This is a genomic window from Pseudoalteromonas sp. M8 (assembly GCF_018141365.1).
GTDB lineage: Bacteria > Pseudomonadota > Gammaproteobacteria > Enterobacterales > Alteromonadaceae > Pseudoalteromonas.
In genome coordinates this window covers 1418463-1439998 of the sequence record NZ_CP047240.1, presented here as the reverse complement: position 1 = coordinate 1439998, position 21536 = coordinate 1418463, and the positions used below count along the sequence as shown (strand labels likewise).

Sequence of the window (21536 nt, the reverse complement as noted above, 5' to 3'; positions counted from 1 at the left end):
ATTTTTAGTTTTAGCGATCATTGCGGTTAGGTCTTTTATTATTTAAGAGCATAACAAGATGAGAGAAACCGCAATCAACGAAGCAAAGGCCTTATGCCAAAACCATAAGAGCGCATTTTTATCTACCTTCTCTAACAACCAAAAGGGCTTTCCTTTTTCTTCTATCGCTCAATATGTTTTTCTTGAAGATAATCACTTTTACTTCTTTATTAGTGATATCGCCCAGCACACCAAGAATTTAGCCAAGCACCCGGCACTTTCGTTTATGGTACTCGGTGATGGTGCGGTTGAAGACGTTGAAAATGCGCGAGTTACTATTCTTGGGCATGCACACAAACTACCAAGAGCGGATAGCGAAAGCCTGATTGCACAATTCGTAATAAAGCACGAAAAAGCTCAGCAATATGCCATGCTCGGTGACTTTCACCTATGGCGAATTGAAGTGGCGAGGGTTCGATATGTAGGCGGTTTTGGCCGTGCATTTTGGCTAGAAAAACAGGAATGGTACTAACGTAGGTGCTACACTGCAAAAGCGTGTTCAAACTCGCTTTCTCGTCTATGCGATTGCGGTTGATTGGTCATCTCAGCCAAGGTTTTGCGCCAAAAACCGCACGAGCTTTCAAGCTTATCTTGCATACGCACTTTCCAACGACCTTTGTATACTGACCAAATGTGTGCCATAAACTCGGTGGCGTAACGCTTTCTGCGCTCGGCAGGAGTAATATAAAGCGCACAGACTTCAAACTCTCGGCGGTTTGAAATACCTATTACGGTAAAGCCAACCAACTTACCATCTGCATAAAAAAGATAAGCGATATTGGTTGCGCTACACAGTTCAAACGAGCCCACTTGCTTTTGATAATGGCTCGCTTCTAGCAAATGTGTAAAAGTCTGCTCGCTGTATTTATCAACTCGAATTAACTCTAGTTCAACCACTTTTTTAATCTCCCGCTTGGTGTACGGTTGATCATGCTTAAAGTTTGTGGGCGAATTGTGAAGTTTTTAGATTGATTTAGTAAATTTTAGCGGCTTGACCTTTAACCAAATTTCCAGCGCAATCACCTTTTCACTTGGCGAGCCTCCATTTTCTTGTGAAATTACTTCAGGATAATGTTCAATTAAGGGCGCATCTTCTGGCTCGTATCCGCTTTGTGGCAGCCACTTTGCGAAAATATCTAATTGGAAACTCAACAAGTCTTTAATTGCTCCACGGTAATCAAAAATTGCGTATATTCCCGCGCTGAGCACATTGAGTTGATATGGCCGAGTCACCGCAGATTTTAACTCGTCGTTAATCACAATTGCGCCATCGTAACGCGCTTTATCTAGTGGTGTAAAAACGGGGTTATCATGACCAAAACCAAACTTTTGTACTTGGCTATAATCCAGTCCATGTGCACTAGCCCACGCTGCAAGCTGCTGCCAACAGGCGCTAATTCCTTGCAATTGGTAGCCTTGTGACGCGCGTAATGTACATAAGGGTAGCTGTGAAATGGAGTGTAGTTTAACCGGCTGGATAACACTGTGTCGCTCAGCTCTTAATGCGTGTATTCGGGTAAGTTGTGTCGTGTTAAGGGCCGGCTCAATGTTATTTTTTGTCACCAATTTACGTAGTTGTTCTGTTTTTCGCACACTTGAAGGAGTCACACCAAAGTGCTCTTTAAACGCTCGCGAAAAGTTTGCGCTACCAGAAAAACCAAACTGTAGCGCAATATCTGTCACATTGTACTCTTCGGCTAGCAACAACATATTGGCCGCGCGCTCCAACCTCACGCGATTAGTGTACTGGCTCAAAGATTCACCAATCACAGCTGCAAAAATGCGCTGGAAATGAAACTTAGAAAAATGGCTCAGGCTCGCCGCTTGCTGTAACGAAAGCGGCGACTCTGGATTACTATGCACCCACTCAATGACAGGCTGTAACCGCCCTAAATATATCTCTTCAGCGCTTAACTTTTGCTCAGTTGATTGATGCAAGCTGTATCTCTCCCGATTGGCTCTTAGCCTGTTGATAGTGCCGCCAACACAGTATAAATGTTAACCCTGCGGCTATAAAATCAGCCCCTACAAGTGCCATAAATACACCATTTAAGCCAAAGTAGTGCGGTGCAATAACGATTAATGGAACTAGAATAAACATCACCTTCAAGGCGCTGTAAAAACAAGCGCGTTTGGCATCACCTTTTGCTTGATAAAATCCAGATGCTAAAATTACCACGCCAAATAGCGGCATCCCCCAAAGGGCTGAGCGAAAAACGCGCTCTCCTATTTCGAGAAATTCACTCGCTTCGGTAAACAGGCTCAGCCATAGCCTCGGCAATCCCATCAACCCTAGCGTCAATAGCAGTGCAAATCCTGTCATACCCAAAAAAGCAACTCGCGTACACGCTCTTACTCGCCCACTATGTCCTGCCGCTAAGTTATAGCCGACGATAGTTTGAAATGCGATCAACATTGCAATCGCGGGTAGAATTGCAAAATTAATGATACGTCCCAGCATGCCGTGGGCGACTACCCAATTTTCGTTTGCAAAAGACAACAGCTGCCAGTTAACCACCGCAGTTTGCACGCCAAGGCAAAATTGCGTGATCAAGAAAGGCATCCCGATTGCGAGGATCGGTAGCCAAGCACGAGGTTTCCAACACACCTTAACCGCAAGCAAGTCAGTACGCTTTCTTTTTAGCTGAAGCGCAATAATCAATGCCCCCAATTGCGCTGCGATTGTCGCATATGCCGCACCTGCAACCCCCAAACCAAAATGCGCGATAAATAGATAATCAAGCAGTATATTGAGCACAGCCGAGACTAATAACAACAGCATCATCAACTGCGGTTTACCCTGACCACGGAACATATCAGCCACGATAGGTAATAAAACTCCGGTAATGGCACAAAGATATAACGGCTGTATGTAGCTAAGCGCATCCTTTACAAAAACCGCTTCCACTTGCAAAAGTGATAAGAGCTCAAGTGGATAAAGCCAACCAAGTACCAAGAATACCACGCTAACTATACCGCCAATTATCAGTCCATGACCGATAACCTCTGCGGCTTTACCTACTTGCTTTGCTCCGATTAATCTTGTCATTGTGGCCGCCATACCTGCAGATACCATAGCGGTTAGCGCTATCATTAACACCTGCAGTGGGTAAACCATAGCCACGGCACCAAATGCCATCTCTGACACGTAGCGACTAATAAACCAGCCGTCAACCAAGGCATATAAACCCACAACGAGTAAACCGATACAAATGGGAATACAGGTTCGAATAAACAGCACAAATATGGGTATCTCGGCGAGCTGCACGAGCCCTAATTGATTTTTATCTTTCATGTAAACTACTCCTCAGTTGCCATAATATGGCAAGGTATAACTACTTAACCTGAGGTTACAAATTCCAAAGAAAGATAAATATTCAAATATTGCGAAGTTGTTCTAAATTTACTAGAAATGCAAAGTAACCACAGCTTGAGCCCCTTTATTGTCCGGTAAATTCGCTAAATGCAACTCCCCTTGCTGATTACGAATAAGCTCCCTGCTCAATACCAAGCCGATACCCGATCCCTTTGGTTTAGTAGAATAAAATGGTACAAAAAGGTTATCTGGATTGGCGATACCAGCGCCGTTATCTTCTAGGGTAAAGCACCAATTTTTTGGTCTATCTATGGTTAGTGTTATGCCATCATTCCCCGCAGATTGATTTGCTTGCTCAGCATTATTGACAAGGTTGATCATAGCCTGCGTTAGCTGAGCTTCATCACAATAAACCAAGCCCTTATTAAGCGCCTTTATCTCAACACTGGGAAATAAAGCTTGCCAGCGCGATACCAGCAACTCTACCTCAATGTTTTGCATATCAACGGGTGGAAGCTGCGCTACTTGTGCGTAGTTTGCAACAAATTGCTGTAAATGAGCTGCACGACTTTCTATTACACCGAGCATAGTTTGCTGCATCTCAGGTGAAATGATATTGCCATCTTGTTGTAGGGATTGCGCCATTGAGTACACCGGAGTTAAGGCGTTTCGCACTTCATGATTGAGTACCGATAGTAGCTTTTGCCATACCTGCTTTTCATTATCTCGCAGCGCTTGCTCCACCGAGAAAAACACCAATAATTGATAGGCTCGCTGCCCCCGATATAGTTTATGAGCCGCAATGCTAAATCGAGAGATGTGCTGCGTATGCTGCCATTGTTCATCCACATACTGAAGCGCCAGAGCTTTAGCATGTGCACCATGTAACACCTGTTCTGGATACACTGTATTCATGGCATGATTGGCAAAATACACATGATGATGCGCATCAAGTACCACAATTGGCAGGGTGAGTTCGCTCATAAAATTAAATACAAAAGCTTCATTCTGACCATATTCTTGACGCTTTTGCTGTAATCGCTTGGCAGCTTCTTTGAGCTCAGCCTTGAGCAATTCAACCCGACCCTTGCGGTATTGCGCTAACTGCCATACACCAAACTCTTCATTGGTTACACCGTCCAACTGGACCGCCAAACTTTCAAGCACCTGCATTACTGATTGATAGCCGTAACTCAGTGCTAATACAGAGGGGATCATCACACCGAGCAACAAAGTGATTGCACTTAACAACGTAAGCTCAAAATAGCAGATCAACCCAAGCGCGAGCATAGCAAGTGTGATTATAGGTATCGCAAAGCCAACAAGTAACTTGTGCTCAAGTGATGCCAGCTTAGCCATCAAGCTCTGCCTTTGGGCTAATATCGTACTTTTCTAGGCGTCGATAAATTGCAGATTTACTCAAACCTAAAAATTCTCCAGCGGCCACTACATTGCCATCGAAATGGCGGATCGCTCTTGCAATCATGCGTTTTTCGGCTTCTTCTAGGCTCAAAAGTGGGAGCTCTTGCTCTAGTACACCTTCCTCAAGCTCGATATCATCCGCGGTTACCTCAGGCTGAAGTCCTAAGATCACGGCCCGTTCAATGACATGAGATAGCTCACGAATATTCCCAGGCCAACTGTAACTCAATAATTTGTCTAGCGCCGCAGCAGTTAGCGAGCGCTCCCGTCCAGTATCATTACCATGGCGCTGGGTGTGCTTTGTTAAAAAATGGGCTGCTAAGCTTGGAAGCTCTGCTAATCTCGCTCTGAGTGGTGGCACCCTTAGCACCACCGTATTTAAGCGATAGAGTAAGTCCTGACGAAACTGCCCGGCGTTAATCGCTTCTGACAAATCCGTATTAGTGGCAGAAACAATCCGCGCGTTACTGCGGCGCGTTTCAGAATCTCCCACGACTTCATATTCACCCGTTTCGAGCACGCGTAATAGCTTGCCCTGAAGTGACAACGGCAAACTGCCGATTTCATCTAAAAACAACGTGCCATTTTCAGCCATTTCAAACCGTCCAGTGCGGTTTGCTTTTGCATCGGTAAATGCGCCTTTGCGATGGCCAAATAACTCACTTTCAAATAATTCCGTTGGAATAGCGGCCATATTCACGCTCACAAAAGCGTGCTCAGAGCGACCGCTATTATCATGAATATATTTAGCCAACTGACTTTTTCCGCAGCCATTTTCTCCCAAAATAAGTACGTTGGCATTGGTTTTTGCAACGCGCTGAACTTGCTGAAACAACTGAGTGGTTGCGTTATTGTCTGTGTGTGGTTCATGTGATGGCGATAGCGCTTCATCACTTTTGGTGTAACGTCTAACGGTGTTCAGCAGTCGCTGGTTGTGCCAAGGTTTTTCAATGAGGTCACATGCGCCCAACTGCATTGCTTGGACCGCAAGTTCAACTTTGGCCCACGCGGTAATAACAACCACAGGCACACTTATTTGCGCTTGTCTCAGCCAACTAAGAAATTGCAGCCCTTCTTTTCCTGAGGTTGTATCTCTATTGAAGTTCATATCAAGCAAAATAAGCGCAACGGGCTGCTGCGATAAAATAGCTTTAGCTTCATCAGGGTGTGCGGCTTCGAGACTCATAAAACCATGACTTTGTAGCACTATGGTGGCTGACATTCGCACGTCAGGGTTGTCGTCGATGATTAAAACTGGCGTCATCACTTCCTACTTATATTCTGTTTGGGCTTACGCCCAAACTTTAATGTTTTAATGCTCGCATTGGTGTCGAGTTTATTAACTGCCTCATTGGGTAAATCGCCGTGGCTAACGCAAAAGCCAACATGGTAACAATCACTACAAACAACCAGCTGGATTTTGCCAACAACCAATCTGACGAAACACTCATATAAAATCCCGCAACAACCATAATGGCAGCTAACATCGCCACTAGCATGGGTGCGATGGTATCTGACAATAACAACCGATATAAGCGGTGTCGTTTGGCACCAAGTGCCATTCGCATCCCAAACTCGTAGCGTCTTTGTTGAAAGCTATAGTTAAGCACACCGTAAATACCCACCCCAGATAACAACAAACAAAAACCACAAAGCGCAAAGCTTAGCAGTAAAGTCAGGCGCTCCAAATAGGTAATGCTCTGATATGTCTTTGTTAAGTCTAAAAAACGCCATATTCCCGCCTGACCATTCACGACGCTGATGGCATTTTGGATCTGAGCGCGAGTAAGTGATGCTCCCGGTTCCATTTCTATCATAAATGGATAACCCAAAGGCAGCGCGGGTAGCCAAACGGTTTTACCTTGAAGTTCATGATGACGTTTAGGGTAATTGAAGTTTTTTGAAATACCTACGATTTCAGCAGGTACATCTGGGTTAAAAATAAAATACGTTTCACCAATCACATCCCCATCTGGTTTTAACGCCTGTGCCGCAGCCCAAGAAACAATAGCCTCTTCCTTTTCGCCTCGAATTGCAGCTTCGCTAAAAGTGCGCCCGGCAACGAGCTCAAGCCCAGTTAATGCAAAATAATCCGGCCCAACGTTACCTCTAACCATGCTCGGTGTCCATTCACCCGCCATATCTTGCATAGCAACCACAGGGACATCGCTTTGTAATGGACTTTCTCCATGGGCTACGCCTAACACGCCCGGAATGTTAGTCAGCGCGAGTTTGAATCTTTCAATATTGGCGTAACACGCGGGAAATGGAGTGGGATCTGCGGGAATATGTAGCATCACGCTATACATATTGTCCAACTTTGTTCCGAGCGGTCTAAGCAAGGTATCGGCGCTTTTACACAACACTAAGGTCGCCCCAAGCACCAACACAGTGGTAAAAAACAGCTGTACCGCAACCAGTGTTTTTGTCGTCGCTATGCGTACCGCTTTTACGCTGCCTTTACCTGACGACTGCATGCTTTGCTTAAGCTGGCTAAAATCAATCATGCGTGAAGTTACAAACGCAAACAATAAAGCCAATAACAGTACGGTTAGGATAGCACTGAGCAGTACAGTGGTATCTAAGGTTAAGGTATCAATCAGCGGCAAATAACCACTGGTGAGCGATTTAACTAACCTCAGCTCCCACGCCGCAATAAATAACCCCACCAGCACAGCGCCTGACACCAATAACAGCGCTTCTAGCAAAATTCCACGAAACAACAGCTTACGCTTCGCACCGAGCATAGCTTGTAAGGCCAGTTGCTGCTGGATGGTGTGAGCTCGAGAGATAAACAAATTACTCACATTAAAAATTGCAATGAGTACCAAGCATGACACACTCAACAACACGATAATGGCAAGCTTGTCATGTCCCGCCAGTTCTACGTCACGGTACGAACGTACTATAGGTTCAATATCAAGTAACGCTTCGTCGGCCGATTTCCATTCGCTTTGGTGCAGTTGAGCATTTTGATATAGCTGCTCTACGAGGATATCCTGACCACTATTGACTGGTAATATCGCCAGTAACTTCAAGTTGTTTAGTCTGCTACTCCACGGATGATACTCGCCGCGCTGATCACCAAAAAATCGCTCATCTTCAGAAAAACTAAGCCACAGCGCCCCATTTCCTTCACTTAAAAAGTAAGGATCAATATGCGTACGCGCAGCAACACCGACGATGGTGTACAGTCTGCCAACAATCCGCAAACTCTCCCCAAGCACATTGTCATCACCATTGAAGTATTGTTGCCAAAGTTTATAGGAAATAATGACCTCTGGATTTTTCTGGCTAATGCTTTTCGTCGGCGTTAGGTATCGCCCCAGTGCTAGCGGCATTTTCACCATACTAAAATAATCCGAACTTGCAAAAGTCAGCGTAAGCTTTGGCTTGCCAGCTAGATTTTCAACCACATCGGAAAAGCTACTGATCAAAGCTCGTTTTTCAAATATGGAGGGGATCTGATACCAGTTCAGCATATTTTGAAAGCTTTGCAGCCCTTCAGACGCCCTGTCTTGGTATACGTTTTTTTGTTCGACCACCACAAATCGTGATTCATTTTCAATCTCAAGCGGCTTAATAAAAAAGCCACTAAACAGACTCAATGCGACAAAAAAGCAGCTTAACGCGAGTGCCAACGTCAGTACTAGCGTGATACAAAAATTCGGTACTTGAAGCAAACTTTTGATTGCCAGCCCTAGTTGACGCCGAAGTTGCAAAAACCCCATTACACCACCTCCGCAGTACAAATATCGCGTTTTGCAACGCTTGATGAAACCTGTACACCATCTAAAAGCTGAATTTGCCGCTTGGCATAACCTGCATAGCGAATATCGTGCGTCACCATGCAAATGGTTGTGCCTTGCCTATTCAACTCTCCCAGCAACGCCATTACCGCATCCCCATTTTTAGAATCGAGGTTTCCAGTTGGTTCATCAACTAATAAGATACTTGGCTCGCCTGCAAGCGCACGCGCAATAGCCACTCGCTGCTGCTGTCCACCAGATAGTTGGTTTGGTTTATGTTTTGCTCGGTGAGACATTTCAACTTGCTTAAGCGCGCCCATCACACGGCGCTCAATTTCGTCAGTCACAAGCGCAGGCTCTCGATACTGAAGCGGTAAAGCCACATTATCAAATACCGTTAACCCATCCAGTAGATTAAATGACTGAAAGACAAAACCGATATGCAAATTACGCAGCTCTGCTTGCGTGTCTGCGTCTAGCGTACTGGTTTCTATATCTTGGATGCGATAGCTGCCCGACGTGATGTCATCTAATAGTCCAAGAATGCTCAATAGAGTGGATTTTCCCGATCCTGACGGGCCAGTTATCGCAACATAATCGCCCATTTCAATTTCAAGGTTAATGTTGCTAATGGCGTGAGTTTCAACATCCTCGCCAAAGAACACTTTGCTCACTTGATGTAATGCCAAAATTGTCTTGTCCATTTGTTCTTCCTTTACCGATTGAGTGATTTAATTGTTATTTTTTCTAGGTGCTGGTAGTCAGACATTTCTGACACCACCACTTGCTCACCGGATACACCGCCTTCGAGTACTTCTATGGCATTGCCGGCTAGTTTACCAAACTTGAAACTTTTTTTGATAAGCATGTTGTTTTGTTTATCTAAAACAAATAATTGACTCTGAGATTGTGGAGTTGCACGCGGTGGCTTAATAAGTGAAAGTGCGGCGGTCTTTTTTGCTGTAAAAATTTGCCCTTCAACAGTCAAAAGTGGGCGAGCATTGCTTGGCAGCCCCCCAAGCAATGCCAGCTCTATCGCAATACGCCCGTCTTGTACGATGGGCACAATGCGGCTAACCTTTGCCTCAACCTGACCAACAAAGGTGTCTACTACTGCTCGTTGACCTAAGATAATCTCGCTTGCTTCTCGCTCTGGCACCAGTAAGTCGGCTACCAAAGTTCGCTCACTGCCCACCACAGCTAGCGCCTGCCCGCGTGTAATTGCTTGACCTTGACTAACATGTACTTGCTGCAACATGCCGCTGATCCCCGCAGTGACTTGTAATTGCTCCACCGTCTGAAGCGCGACCTGATAGCTCAGCTCATATTCTTTTAATAGTTCTAGCTCAATCTCAATTCTTTGCTTGTGTAATGCACTGGTTTGGCTAAGTTGCAGCTGAGCGAGCTTTACTCGCTCGCTTAACTGAGCAACAGTTAAGATTGAGCGCTGATGATCTAAGCTTGAAACTATGCCTTGAGTAACTAATTGGCGCTCAGCCTGCTCTCGCAATTTGGCATTTTCAAGCTCACTGCTGAGTAGGGTATTTTGTCCTTTCAATACTAGTCGCTCACTTTCTTGGCTTAGCCTTAACGCTTCAACATTGGCTTTTTGCCTAGCGAGTACTAGTCTTTCTCGGTGGAGTTGCTGAGTTAACTCAGGATTGGTTAACTGTAAAATAACGGTGTCTGGCTCTACCCTACTGCCTGGAAGATGCAGTATGGTTTCAACTTGAGCTGCAAATGCGGTCGTGATCTCTCTACTGATCTTTGAGCGTAACCTTCCATAGCCTTTAACACTAAATTCTATTGGCCCGGATTGAATAGAGGCAAACTTGAGTGTTTCTACATCTAGCTGGTGCTTGTCCGGTAAGAACAACATACCAAAGAGTATAATTAGGGTGACAGTCACAATTAATCGCCACCTAAAAGCCTTGACAGGTGGTTTTGTCAGAGTCGTTTTAATATCCATCGCTTCACTGTATTAATTTTTTATACGTAAAAGCGACATCCATGCCAAAGTTAAGCAATTGATTTATTGTGTTTTTTGATTTTTTGTTTGTGTTTCTTTCCCAACAGTGGGACTGTGACAGAGCTTTTCTGGGAATTTTTGAAGTAAATAATGAATTGGAAGTCTAGAAAGTAACTCTTAGTTACGCTTTAACTTGATCATAGTTAGAGGTGTATAACCGATGTAAGCTACACACCTATGATAGGTCGCGAAGTTTACAGCAAACTAGAGTGTCTTCCAGACCAAGATATTGTCCCCACGTCTAACACAACGCTGCACGATATCGCCGATATAGTGTTTTGCGCCTTCAGAGAATTGTTTATCTGCGTAGTAGCAAAACTTTGTTGAGTCGTAAGTTTTTGCTTGTTTGTTATTTACTTCAACATTATTCGCTTCAGCAGCAATTGAAAAAACAGGTGCTAATAGCAAAACTGAAAAAATATATTTTATCATTTTAATTTCCTTTTTATTCAGCCCACAAAGCCTATGGGGTGTTTCATTTACATGTTAAGACGGGTATATCAACCGCAACAGCCAAGCTCTTATTACATTTCAACCTGCTCAGAAATTACCTAAAACAACTTAAAAGCAATAAAAACTGACTAATTTTAAATCGTACCTATTTCAATTCCAATGTCAATCATTTAACACCGGCCACCGAATTCTAAAACTCTATAGAAGTCTTTAAGTATGATGCTAATCATATTAACACTGGCCCTATTGAACTATATTTTATGTCTATATACGTGGAGGTATTCTTAGACTCTAATACTATAATCGCCAAATCGCTTTAAAGGTTTTGCTCGCCAAATAGAAAAATAACAGCGGCATCAATACTAACTTCAGTAGCAAAAGCGATACCACGTTTAAGAAGTCGATAAAGAGTGACTCAGCAGCGTCGAGCATATCGTTAATACCACTAGAAACGGCTTTAATTGCTCGACTTAACGTCCCCTCATTACTACCGTGTAGCTGCTCATTGAGCCTTTCTATTTGTTGTTGATGTTGATCTTTCTCTCTATTAATAAGTGCAATTTGAGTATCAATTTTAGCCTTATCACTAGCCAATCGTTGTTGCTTTTCAATCAGTGGTTTTGCCTCTTCACTTTTGGTAAATGTTAACCATTCGGATAAACTTCGGTTCGCTTGAACCGCTTCAATATCACCTTCCAACGCGGTAATTTCAGCATGTAGCTCGGTAGCTTCACCATGAAGACGGATCTGTTGTTTTGTCAATAACGCTATTTGTTCACTATGGCTTTGCTTTTGACCGGTGATTTGGGCCTTTATTTTTGCACTTTGCGCACTGGTCTTTGTTGCTTGAGATTGGAAGAGATCAACACTGCTCGACACAACTTCACTTTGTTTATTTATTTCTTGGTCCAGTAACAGTTGGCTAGTGAGACCTGTCGATAGAATTACAAAGGGAACCACAAAACGGATCAATAGCATCGTGGCTAATATTTTAGTTCTAACCGTTTGCCAAAGCCCTAGATAGCAGCACACGAAATATCCAATTACCGTGACAGTAAAAGCGACACTAAACAATACATGAGTAGAAATGGTGTAGAGAATTCGTTGTATAAACAAAGAGCCAATGGCTAGTTGCATCACATCAGAAATGTATTCAGCTAAATCATTGATAGGATCGAGTAGCTGCGCAGGTTGAATGCTTGCAACACCAATCCCAACCTCGGCAGATTGCAGCAAAGAAATAGCGCCATTTACTGTACGTGCTGAAGCATAGACGAGCGAGGATTGTAGCAGCGCTCCATCAATGAACTCTGTCATGGTGAGATTGAAAGCTGATGACCAACTTAATACCACCAAGATAGTAAGTAATACAAATTTACCTATTCTAGCCCAGACCATCTACATACACACCTAGAATGCTAAAGGTTTAGTATTGATGAACAAAGCTTAACTAAAACTGATCTTACTTGTGATTTTCTGGATAATCGGCTACCACAGATAATGTCCGCTTTACAAATGTATTCAGCGCCCGCTCTGGAAGAAAAGGTTGTCGCCCTTCAAGATTAAACTGTGATAATAAGCGCTTAATCTCTTCATCGTTCTTTATTTGCTCAACCGACTTACCCGCCTGATTCAAAATCTTCACCCGCTCAACCAAAGCGAATGTTTGAATTCTATGTTCTTCGAGTTCTTTTTTCGATGTAGGTTTGCCATGACCTGGCACAATCAACGTATTTTGATCGCCAATCGATAAAAGTAAGTCTACCGCTTTATTAAAACCCGTTAAGCCCCCAGCATAAAATGTTGGATGCCAGTTTGTGGTGTAAATGTCCCCGGTGAATAAAATATTGCTCGTGGGGTGATAGAGAATGTTGTCATTGGCGGTATGTGAAACGGCTTGAGTATGCTTTATCACCCCAAGCTCCTTTAACCCTTGTGGGCTGTCAATAAGTGTAAAACCCTGTTGTTGGAAAAAAGCATTACCACCAGTGTGATCCGAATGACTATGCGTATTTAGCAGGTATTTTTTCTCGGTCTGAAAGCTATTCTGTATCAAATCATTGAGCTTTGGCAAATCCGCATCTTCAGCTGTGGGGTCAATGATCACCACTCCCCTTTTCGTTGCAAAGATCCCAATGTTTGTGCCATAACTTTTATCTCTAACGACTTTTGCTGTGTCAGATTGATAAAGCACTTCAAACTCACCGCTATAAGTTGGCTGAGCAACAATTAAGCCCAATAAGACGAACCCCGTAATAGACCGCATTTCACACTCCTTTCTACATTAGACTGTTCACGTTATAGCCATTATGACTTCTTTACAAGCCTATTGCTCCACCAGCCTACTTTCCTCTCGGTTTTATGGAGCGGCCAGGCTTTTCCTCAAGCGGTTTATCTGGCCATCGGTGTTTTGGATATCGACCACGCATTTCTTTGGCCACCTCAAAATAAGAAGTTTGCCAAAAGTTGCTTAAATCACTGGTGGTTTGGATTGGCCTTTTCGCTGGAGATAACAGCTCAAATCGCACTGCGACTTGACCATTGGCGAGCGTTGGCGACGTCAATTGACCAAACATTTCTTGTAACACCACAGAAACGGTTGGCCCTTGGTGCTCATCGTAGCGGATCGCGACTCGCTTATCGCTTGGCGTAACATAAAACTCAGGTGCTTGCGCTTCGAGTTGCTGTTGCTGCTCCCAAGTGAGTGTCGCTTGAAGCAGGTTAAAAATATCCAGTTGCTTCAGTTGATTGATAGTGTTTACGCCCGTCAAATAGGGCAATAACCAAGTATCAAGCTGCGCTATCAAACTTGACTCAGATATCTGTGGGAAGGTATTCAATTGTTCACTTAACCATTTAGCTCGAGCGAGCCAAGCGTGACTTTTTACCGACCAATTGAGCAAACCAAGTCCTTCCGATGTGAGAATATCCTTCACACATTGGGCAAACGCTTCTTTGGGGATCTGACTCAGGTTTTGCTCTTTTAATACCAGAGCATGATATTTAACTTGTTGCCGGCCCTGAATCGCCTCTTTTTTACTATCCAGTTGATACTGCACCACCTCACTCAAATATGGCGCTAGCTGCTCAAGTAATGTGCTCTTTTCGATTGCGCAGCTTAGAAATACCAAGCCATCCTTATTTTTGCCATCCACATCACAAACAATCAAATAAGCCTGACCTTGCAGCGGATCGCCGTCACGTAATGTCACCCCCGACCATTCGCAAGTAAGTAGCGATTGTCCCCTAAAGGACGTTTTTGTGCAGCTCTGTCAGGAAAGGCATGGAGCAATAAAGTAGGTGCTAAGGTTTGAATATCTACAAGGGCGATTGCTTCACTCTTGAGACTAATTCCCAGTTTGTGTGCAAATGATTTGGCCAATTTTACGGCCTGCTCTGCGGCAGCTCTGTGCAAGCGATATGCTTTGGCGGCACGGGTACGGTCTTGCACAAACTCTACCAATGCCAATACTCGTTCACATACATCACTTGTGTTAGCTTGTACTACAATATCTCGCTCGCTCAATATTGCCGCCAAAAAACAAGCAAGTTGTTGCGAAATTAGCGTCTCACATCGCAGTAGCATGCTGGCAAGACGAGGCGAAACCCCCAGTTGTAGTGCACGCTGCCCAGCAGTTAACACTTTATTATGCGCATCGACCAAGCCAAGCGACTGATTCAATTGACAGGCCACCGAAAAATGTTGCACCGGTGGCGATGTTAGCCAATTCGCGTCCTTGTATTGTGTCACGCCCCACGCGCTGAGCTCTAACGCTAAGTCAGAAAGGTCAGTGGTGGTTATTTCTTCTGGCTGAAAGTCACTTAAGTTATTATGCTCGCTTTCGCGCCAAAGACGTAAACAATGGCCCGCTTGTAGACGACCCGCACGCCCTGCACGTTGTGTTGCTGATGCCTTTGAGATCATCACCGTATCGAGCCGCGAGAGACCGCTTCTAACGTCATAGGTTAAGCGTTTTTCAAGGCCAGAATCTATAACCATAGTGATCCCGGTTATAGTCAAACTGGTTTCAGCAATATTGGTCGAAAAAATAATACGTCTTGATGCGCTGGCGCTTTTACTGAGTACTTTCTCTTGCTCAGATAAGGGTAACCCGCCGTACAAAGGCAGAAGCTCAATATTACTTTGGTCAAGCACTTGGCACGCCTCAATGCAGCGCTGAATATCAGCCTGTCCGGGAAGAAAAACCAATACATCACCATCGCTTTGTAGAGTGAAAGCGTGACGCAGCACACTTAACACATGATCTGCCAAGTAACGACTCGCTTTACCGACATATTCAATTTCAACAGGATAGGTTTTACCAGGGCAAGATAACCTTGGTGCACCATCCAGATAATTCGATAAAAGCTCGGAGTCTATCGTTGCAGACATCACCAGTAATTTGAGGTCGTCGCGATACGCTTGTTGCACTTCAAACGCGAGCATTAAAGCTAGATCCGCATGAATAGAACGCTCATGGAATTCATCGAAGATAATAAGTGCAACATCACTGAGTTCGGGATCCGCTTGAAGACGGCGAGTCAATACGCCTTCGGTGACGATTTCCAAGCGGGTGTTGGATGAAACACGTTGCTCGTTTCGGATTTGATAACCGACTCGCTCACCGACCGATTCCCCCAGCTGTTTGGCTAAATAAGTCGCGATAGATTTTGCAGCCACACGACGTGGCTCAAGCATAATAATTTTTTTACCGGAAAAAATATCAGCTTGCAGTAAACGCAGCGGCACTAAGGTCGATTTACCTGCGCCGGGCTCGGCTTGTAATACCAGACGGTTATCATTGTTTAAGGTGGAAATAATCTCGGGGATGAAGGCTTCAATCGGCAGCAAAACTATAGCGCTTTATTATTCTATCTTGTTCAATATGATACACCTAAACTGGATGTCTCCAAACAGCAGAATTCGCTTAACGAGTATTACAAGCATAAATAAGATCGGATAGATTTGACCACGTTTTTAGTTTGCCTGCTTGTAAATATGAGCGTAGATTTTGCACCATGTGCTCTGCCGGACTCTGTACTTCCTCGTCTCCAGTGTGCACGCCAACCCAGGCATTACGATGAGATTCTTTCGCAAGATATAAGCCACCGTCGGCTAACTCTAACACATGTTCCCAGTTAAGCTTGTCTGGTTGTGTTGGGTCAAACGGGAATGGAGCAAAGCCAATTGAGCAAGTACAGTTGATAGTTTGATCGTTCACCACAAATGGATAGCTCTCCACTTGGCGACGGATCCGTTCTGTCACTTCGTGCGCAGCCGCTCTGTCCATATCCGGCATCACCAACAAAAACTCTTCCCCACCCCAGCGCACTAATATATCTGACTCTCGTGTGCATTGCTTGAGGATTTCAGCAAAGTCTTGCAACACGATATCTCCTGCGGCATGGCCAAAACTATCATTGATATTTTTAAAGTGGTCGATATCAATAATCACAAAAATTAGATCGGCATTCTGTTGTGTTTGCGGAATTTGCCACTTTTGCCTGTACACTTCAATGGTGCCATCGATCACGCTAAAAAAATGATGCCGATTACTCAGACCGGTCAAGCTATCGGTGAAACTAAGGGTTTGTAACCGTTTATTTCGCTCTGCGAGTTCCTCAGTACGCTGCGCAACCTGACTTTCTAACAGCTTGGTGTAACGGCGATTTTGCCAACGCCAATAAAAGACCAGCGCTAAGGTAAATACAAGCAGGACTATCAATAACCAACGCTGCTGGCTTAATCTTGCATTTTCTATCTGTTGCTGATGCGCCATAATCTGCTTTGCCTGCTGGGCATTGTCTCGCTCAAGCTCATTAAGTGCCTGCTTTTGTTGGGCAAGAGAATATTGCGCTTCTAGCTTAAGTAGTTTGTTATTACGCTTTTGCAAATTCAGTGACTGCTCGGTAACGGCATAGCGTTTTAAATAACGATGCGCTTGCTGATAGTCTCCAAGCTGAGCATAGGCTGAGGCCAGTATCCACTGCAACTGAGATTGAAAAAGTAAAAAACGTGTGCCGAGTGTATCTCTCAGCCCAGCCTGAGCTAAATCAATTGAAGTTGCAAAATCGCCACTTTGTAAAGCCACTCTGGCATGCTGCACTGCCGACATAATCCGCATTCTTTGGTTTTGAACCAAATAATCCGCATTGTCTAACTCATCTAGAATTTGCTTGGCTGGTAAATATTCACCGAGCTGTAAATGAGCCCAAGAACGCGTCAGCTTTAACTGCGCAAGCGTCTCCTGCCGAATGCCTGAAATCTCTGGTACGAAAGAGGACTTAAGCGCTAAACGATAAGCGCCCTTATCCATATTCAAGCGCGACTGCCATAAACTGATATCGGCTTTTATCTGGGCATTATCATCAATTTGCTCAGCCAGCAATGAGGCTTTATCTAAATAGCGCTGCGCTAACTCATAGCTCTCTAAGTCAATATCAAGGTGAGCGATGGCGAGATAGGTGTTTGCCTTTAAAAATGTATTGTTATCGGCTTCGGCCAACTGCAACGCTTGTTGGTGCAAGTCCAAACCATCCTCAAACTCACCAAAGTGTTGAACTATACTACCCTCTAACAGTAATGCTTTGATTTGCAACGGCTTATTACCTTGCGCACGCGCTTGCTCTCGAAGTGCTCTGATGTCCGGTAATAAAGACAAGTCATAATCTTGTTCAGCCGACATTTGTAGCGCATTTAAGTTGCGCTGTATTTGTTCTGATGATTCGTAAGCAAAACCACAAAATGTAATTAGCGCACTTACCAATATGCAAAGCGATACCACAGCTGGCTGCATTAGTCTCCTCCCACCAGCATTTCAGCGTTAGCCACCTGCCAATTCGCCACTTTTTTGTTGATAAAACCAGATTCTGTCAACGCCCGTTTGATCACGCCTCGTCGTTTAAGTATTTTTAACCCACGATTGAGTGCCGCAAATATTTGCACGCCTTCAGGATGATTTTTACTGACGACAAAATGCCGAGAGTCTGGCAAGACAACCTTAATATTTTCGATTGGGACATATTCTTTACCTTCAAAATTTAAAGTTAAAGAATCACTCACGCTAAAATTAATCAACATAGTGTCGACGACATCACTTTCTACCATTGCCAACATGGTTTCCCACGGGCCAATAAAGCTCACCATGTGTAAATCTGTATTCATCAAGGCACGCCAATCCACTGCCCATTGCGGGTTAGATACCACATTCAGCTGCCGAAGCTGTGAAAGCGGCGTTTGCTGCAGTGCGACATTACGTTTGGTTACGTAAAGCCCTGCTTCGTAATCTCCTACTTCAACAAGCGGATCTGAGATAAATAATGAGCCGCGATAGTCCACGATATTTTCATGCCAAACACTGCGAGCAAGGATTAAACTTTCCCCAGCGATCAGATCGGAAAACTCTAAAATATTCACCGAAGGTTTTGGATTAAATACAACTTTGCGCGTCTCACCACCAAGAAACAAGGCCTGCTGTAGTAACACCATTTCGATGATTTCAATATGAGAACCTTTGGTGGTTGGAAAAAAAGAATCAACGTCTAAAACGTCACGACCAGCAAGAAAGTGCTCATAACGCTGACTGAAATTTTCACTACTGATAATGTCAACAACCAGCTGATTGCTCCCCCAACAGAGATTGGAAATAAAAAGGAGTGAAAACAGCCACTTCATCTTCATTGTTGAGTAAAGCCTTATTATTAACAGTTATTCAACTCAGTATACTTGAATTTAGCGTGCTCTGTTAACTACTAAACAACATATTCTAATGAATTTGGATTTGAAATTTATCAGCCCGCCAATAAACGTTAAAACTCAAGAAATGAAAGCAATAAAAAGCCCAGCTAAACTTAATCTCAGATTAGGTTTAGCTGGATGCCAATTCAGCTATTATGCGGTTTCATATCCTAAGTTAGGACCAAGCCAACGCTCCGCTTCTTCTAGCGACATCGCTTGACGCGCAGCATAGTCTTCTACTTGATCTCTTTGAATACTGGCAACGGCAAAGTACTTAGAATCTGGATGTGAGAAATACCAACCCGACACCGCTGCTCCCGGCCACATGGCGTATGAGCTAGTCAGCTTCATACCGATACGGTTTTCGACATCTAACAACTGCCAAATTTTTTGTTTCTCGGTGTGTTCAGGGCACGCTGGATACCCTGGCGCAGGACGGATCCCTTGATAGTTTTCACGGATAAGTTCTTCGTTACTTAGCGCTTCATCCGCTGCAAATCCCCAGTACACTTTACGCACTTGCTCATGTAAATATTCAGCAAATGCCTCGGCTAAGCGATCTGCGACCGCTTTAATCATGATCTTGTTGTAGTCATCTTGCTTGGCATCAAATGCATCTGCTAAGTCATCTTCTTCAAGACCACCAGTGACGGCAAATGCACCGAAATAATCAGGTGTGCCTTTAGGTGCAATATAATCCGACAAACAATAGTTAGGGAAATCGGTTTTTTCGGTTTGCTGACGCAGCTGACATGACGTAACCAAGACTTCGCTGCGCGACTCATCGGTATAAATTTCAATATCATCACCCACGCGGTTAGCAGGGAACAATCCAATCACACCCAGTGGCTGTAAAGTGCCCGCTTGTTCTAACTGATCTAACATGGCATTGGCATCATGAAACAGTTTTTGCGCCTCTTCACCAACCACTTCGTCTTGTAGAATACGTGGATATTTACCGGCCAATGACCAGGTCATAAAAAATGGCGTCCAGTCGATATAATCGCGTAGCGTTTTAATGCTCACGTCTTTAAACTCGGTGATCCCCAACTTATTTGGCACCGGTGGCGTGTAGCTTTGCCAATCAAGTTTTACCGCATTATCGCGAGCACGCGCCAAGGTAACCGGTTTTGAACGTGGCTTTTTACGCGCCTGCTGCTCCCGTACTTTGACGTATTCGTCCGCTGTTTTTGCTAAAAACTCTGGCTTTTGGGTTTTACTTAGCAGGCTAGATACCACACCAACCGCACGACTGGCGTTATTGACGTAAATCACACCTTTGTCGTACTGAGGTTCAATTTTAACCGCCGTATGCGCTTTCGATGTGGTTGCACCACCAATGAGTAGAGGAATATCAAAGCCGCGACGCGTCATTTCTTTCGCAACATGCACCATTTCATCAAGGGATGGCGTAATAAGGCCAGACAGACCAATGACATCAGCGTTTTCGTCAATGGCCGTTTGCAGAATTTTCTCTGCTGGCACCATCACACCCAAGTCCACGACTTCGTAGTTGTTACATTGCAGTACCACGCCCACAATGTTTTTGCCAATGTCGTGTACATCGCCCTTAACCGTGGCCATGATCACTTTACCGTTACTAGAGCCTTCTTCTTTTTCAGCCTCAATGTAAGGGTCAAGATAGGCAACCGCGCGCTTCATCACTCGAGCAGATTTCACCACTTGAGGCAGGAACATTTTGCCCGCGCCAAACAAGTCGCCAACCACGTTCATGCCATCCATCAGTGGCCCTTCAATCACTTGAATTGGCTTATCAAACTGTTGGCGACAGGCCTCGGTATCCTCGTCAATAAACTCGGTGATCCCTTTAACTAAGGCGTGCTCCAAGCGTTTTTCAACTGGCCAAGAACGCCACTCTAAATCTTCCTGCTTTTCGGCTTGCGCCATGCCCGAGTATTTAGGCGCGATCTCAACCAACCGTTCGCCAGCACCGGCGTCGGTATTGAGGATCACATCCTCAACGGCATCACGGAGCTCTTTTGGAATATCGTCATACACGGCTAACTGACCGGCATTGACGATCCCCATATCCATGCCTGCTTTAATCGCATGGTAAAGAAACACAGAGTGGATCGCTTCACGCACCGGGTTGTTACCACGGAATGAGAAGGATACGTTAGATACACCCCCTGACACTTTACAGTGTGGCAGGTTTTGCTTAATTCTGCGCGTGCCCTCGATAAATTCTACGGCGTAGTTATCGTGTTCTTCGATACCCGTAGCGACCGCGAAAATATTAGGGTCAAAAATAATGTCTTCAGGTGGAAACCCAAGCTCGTCAACCAAGATTTTGTAAGAGCGCTGACAGATCTCAAACTTTCGTTCTGCGGTTTCCGCTTGACCAACTTCATCAAATGCCATCACCACCACAGCAGCACCAAAGCGCTTGATGATTTTGGCTTGGTGGATAAATGGTGCCTCACCCTCTTTTAAGGAGATTGAGTTTACAATGGCTTTACCTTGAATACATTTCAGACCCGCTTCAATGACTTCCCATTTAGACGAGTCGACCATGATGGGGACTTTAGAAATATCCGGCTCTGACGCTATCAGATTAAGAAACTTCACCATCGCAGCTTTTGAGTCCAACATGGCTTCATCCATGTTGATATCGATCACTTGCGCGCCGCTTTCAACCTGCTCTCTGGCAACATCCAGCGCGGTTTCGTAATCTTCTTCTAAAATTAAGCGCTTAAATTTTGCCGATCCCGTTACATTGGTACGTTCACCGACATTGGTAAATACTGCTGTTTGTGTCATGGTGAATTC

At 44.5% G+C, this 21536-nt stretch carries 17 protein-coding genes; 1 reads left to right on the top strand and 16 read right to left on the bottom strand.

Translation table 11 applies throughout. The features are described 5' to 3' along the window. The first annotated feature begins 58 nt into the window (after positions 1–58). The gene (locus GSF13_RS11215; RefSeq protein ID WP_010604081.1) at positions 59–511 is read left to right on the top strand and encodes a pyridoxamine 5'-phosphate oxidase family protein; all 453 of its coding nucleotides are present in this window, start codon (positions 59–61) and stop codon (positions 509–511) included. A gap of 8 nt (positions 512–519) precedes the next feature. On the opposite strand, the gene GSF13_RS11210 is transcribed toward GSF13_RS11215, so the two are convergent. The 16 genes from GSF13_RS11210 to metH all read right to left on the bottom strand — a co-directional run bounded on the left by GSF13_RS11210 (position 520) and on the right by metH (position 21527). After that, positions 520–936, bottom strand: a complete 417-nt coding sequence (locus GSF13_RS11210) for a GNAT family N-acetyltransferase (protein ID WP_010604082.1) — start codon at positions 934–936, stop codon at positions 520–522. 66 nt (positions 937–1002) lie between these two features. After that, a complete protein-coding gene (locus GSF13_RS11205) occupies positions 1003–1977 on the bottom strand; it encodes a helix-turn-helix domain-containing protein (protein WP_010604083.1) in 975 nt (324 codons plus the stop codon). Next, positions 1961–3334, bottom strand: a complete 1374-nt coding sequence (locus tag GSF13_RS11200) for an MATE family efflux transporter (protein WP_211868335.1) — start codon at positions 3332–3334, stop codon at positions 1961–1963. Before GSF13_RS11200 ends, GSF13_RS11205 begins: the two co-directional genes overlap by 17 nt. A gap of 111 nt (positions 3335–3445) precedes the next feature. After that, positions 3446–4714 (bottom strand): ATP-binding protein, encoded by a 1269-nt coding sequence (locus GSF13_RS11195; RefSeq protein WP_206471268.1) that lies wholly within the window; start codon positions 4712–4714, stop codon positions 3446–3448. Then, positions 4707–6041: a sigma-54 dependent transcriptional regulator gene (locus tag GSF13_RS11190; RefSeq protein ID WP_211868333.1), complete on the bottom strand. Its 1335-nt coding sequence runs from the start codon at positions 6039–6041 to the stop codon at positions 4707–4709. The genes GSF13_RS11195 and GSF13_RS11190 overlap by 8 nt, the downstream gene beginning before the upstream one ends. A 40-nt stretch (positions 6042–6081) precedes the next feature. Next, positions 6082–8508, bottom strand: coding sequence for an ABC transporter permease (locus GSF13_RS11185; protein WP_211868331.1), 2427 nt, complete (start codon positions 8506–8508; stop codon positions 6082–6084). Further along, positions 8508–9230: an ABC transporter ATP-binding protein gene (locus GSF13_RS11180; protein ID WP_010604088.1), complete on the bottom strand. Its 723-nt coding sequence runs from the start codon at positions 9228–9230 to the stop codon at positions 8508–8510. Before GSF13_RS11180 ends, GSF13_RS11185 begins: the two co-directional genes overlap by 1 nt. 11 nt (positions 9231–9241) lie before the next feature. Then, positions 9242–10435, bottom strand: a complete 1194-nt coding sequence (locus GSF13_RS11175; RefSeq protein ID WP_249122771.1) for a biotin/lipoyl-binding protein — start codon at positions 10433–10435, stop codon at positions 9242–9244. Between the two features lie 324 nt (positions 10436–10759). Further along, positions 10760–10987, bottom strand: a complete 228-nt coding sequence (locus GSF13_RS11170) for a DUF1496 domain-containing protein (RefSeq protein WP_211868327.1) — start codon at positions 10985–10987, stop codon at positions 10760–10762. A 318-nt stretch (positions 10988–11305) separates the two neighbouring features. Beyond that, entirely contained in the window at positions 11306–12406 is a 1101-nt protein-coding gene (locus GSF13_RS11165) for a hypothetical protein (protein WP_211868325.1), read from the bottom strand. A 64-nt stretch (positions 12407–12470) separates the two neighbouring features. Further along, entirely contained in the window at positions 12471–13274 is an 804-nt protein-coding gene (locus tag GSF13_RS11160; protein ID WP_211868322.1) for an MBL fold metallo-hydrolase, read from the bottom strand. A 76-nt stretch (positions 13275–13350) separates the two neighbouring features. Beyond that, positions 13351–14220, bottom strand: coding sequence for an ATP-dependent helicase C-terminal domain-containing protein (locus GSF13_RS24735; protein WP_249122770.1), 870 nt, complete (start codon positions 14218–14220; stop codon positions 13351–13353). Then, positions 14217–15860 (bottom strand): ATP-dependent helicase HrpB, encoded by a 1644-nt coding sequence (gene hrpB, locus GSF13_RS11155; RefSeq protein ID WP_249122769.1) that lies wholly within the window; start codon positions 15858–15860, stop codon positions 14217–14219. The genes GSF13_RS24735 and hrpB overlap by 4 nt, the downstream gene beginning before the upstream one ends. Positions 15861–15936: 76 nt before the next feature. Then, positions 15937–17805, bottom strand: coding sequence for a GGDEF domain-containing protein (locus GSF13_RS11150; RefSeq protein WP_211868320.1), 1869 nt, complete (start codon positions 17803–17805; stop codon positions 15937–15939). Further along, a complete protein-coding gene (locus GSF13_RS11145; RefSeq protein WP_010604095.1) occupies positions 17805–18689 on the bottom strand; it encodes a hypothetical protein in 885 nt (294 codons plus the stop codon). Before GSF13_RS11145 ends, GSF13_RS11150 begins: the two co-directional genes overlap by 1 nt. 210 nt (positions 18690–18899) lie before the next feature. Next, positions 18900–21527 (bottom strand): methionine synthase, encoded by a 2628-nt coding sequence (metH, locus tag GSF13_RS11140; protein WP_010604096.1) that lies wholly within the window; start codon positions 21525–21527, stop codon positions 18900–18902. Positions 21528–21536: the final 9 nt, after the last annotated feature.

Excerpts from the sequence above, each read along its gene's own strand:
- GSF13_RS11215 (WP_010604081.1), top strand. The coding sequence starts at position 59 with ATGAGAGAAACCGCAATCAACGAAGCAAAGGCCTTATGCCAAAACCAT.
- GSF13_RS11200 (WP_211868335.1), bottom strand. The coding sequence starts at position 3,334 with ATGAAAGATAAAAATCAATTAGGGCTCGTGCAGCTCGCCGAGATACCC.
- GSF13_RS11195 (WP_206471268.1), bottom strand. The coding sequence starts at position 4,714 with ATGGCTAAGCTGGCATCACTTGAGCACAAGTTACTTGTTGGCTTTGCG.
- GSF13_RS11190 (WP_211868333.1), bottom strand. The coding sequence starts at position 6,041 with ATGACGCCAGTTTTAATCATCGACGACAACCCTGACGTGCGAATGTCA.
- GSF13_RS11185 (WP_211868331.1), bottom strand. The coding sequence starts at position 8,508 with ATGGGGTTTTTGCAACTTCGGCGTCAACTAGGGCTGGCAATCAAAAGT.
- GSF13_RS11180 (WP_010604088.1), bottom strand. The coding sequence starts at position 9,230 with ATGGACAAGACAATTTTGGCATTACATCAAGTGAGCAAAGTGTTCTTT.
- GSF13_RS11170 (WP_211868327.1), bottom strand. The coding sequence starts at position 10,987 with ATGATAAAATATATTTTTTCAGTTTTGCTATTAGCACCTGTTTTTTCA.
- GSF13_RS11165 (WP_211868325.1), bottom strand. The coding sequence starts at position 12,406 with ATGGTCTGGGCTAGAATAGGTAAATTTGTATTACTTACTATCTTGGTG.
- GSF13_RS11160 (WP_211868322.1), bottom strand. The coding sequence starts at position 13,274 with ATGCGGTCTATTACGGGGTTCGTCTTATTGGGCTTAATTGTTGCTCAG.
- GSF13_RS11150 (WP_211868320.1), bottom strand. The coding sequence starts at position 17,805 with ATGCAGCCAGCTGTGGTATCGCTTTGCATATTGGTAAGTGCGCTAATT.
- GSF13_RS11145 (WP_010604095.1), bottom strand. The coding sequence starts at position 18,689 with ATGAAGATGAAGTGGCTGTTTTCACTCCTTTTTATTTCCAATCTCTGT.
- metH (WP_010604096.1), bottom strand. The coding sequence starts at position 21,527 with ATGACACAAACAGCAGTATTTACCAATGTCGGTGAACGTACCAATGTA.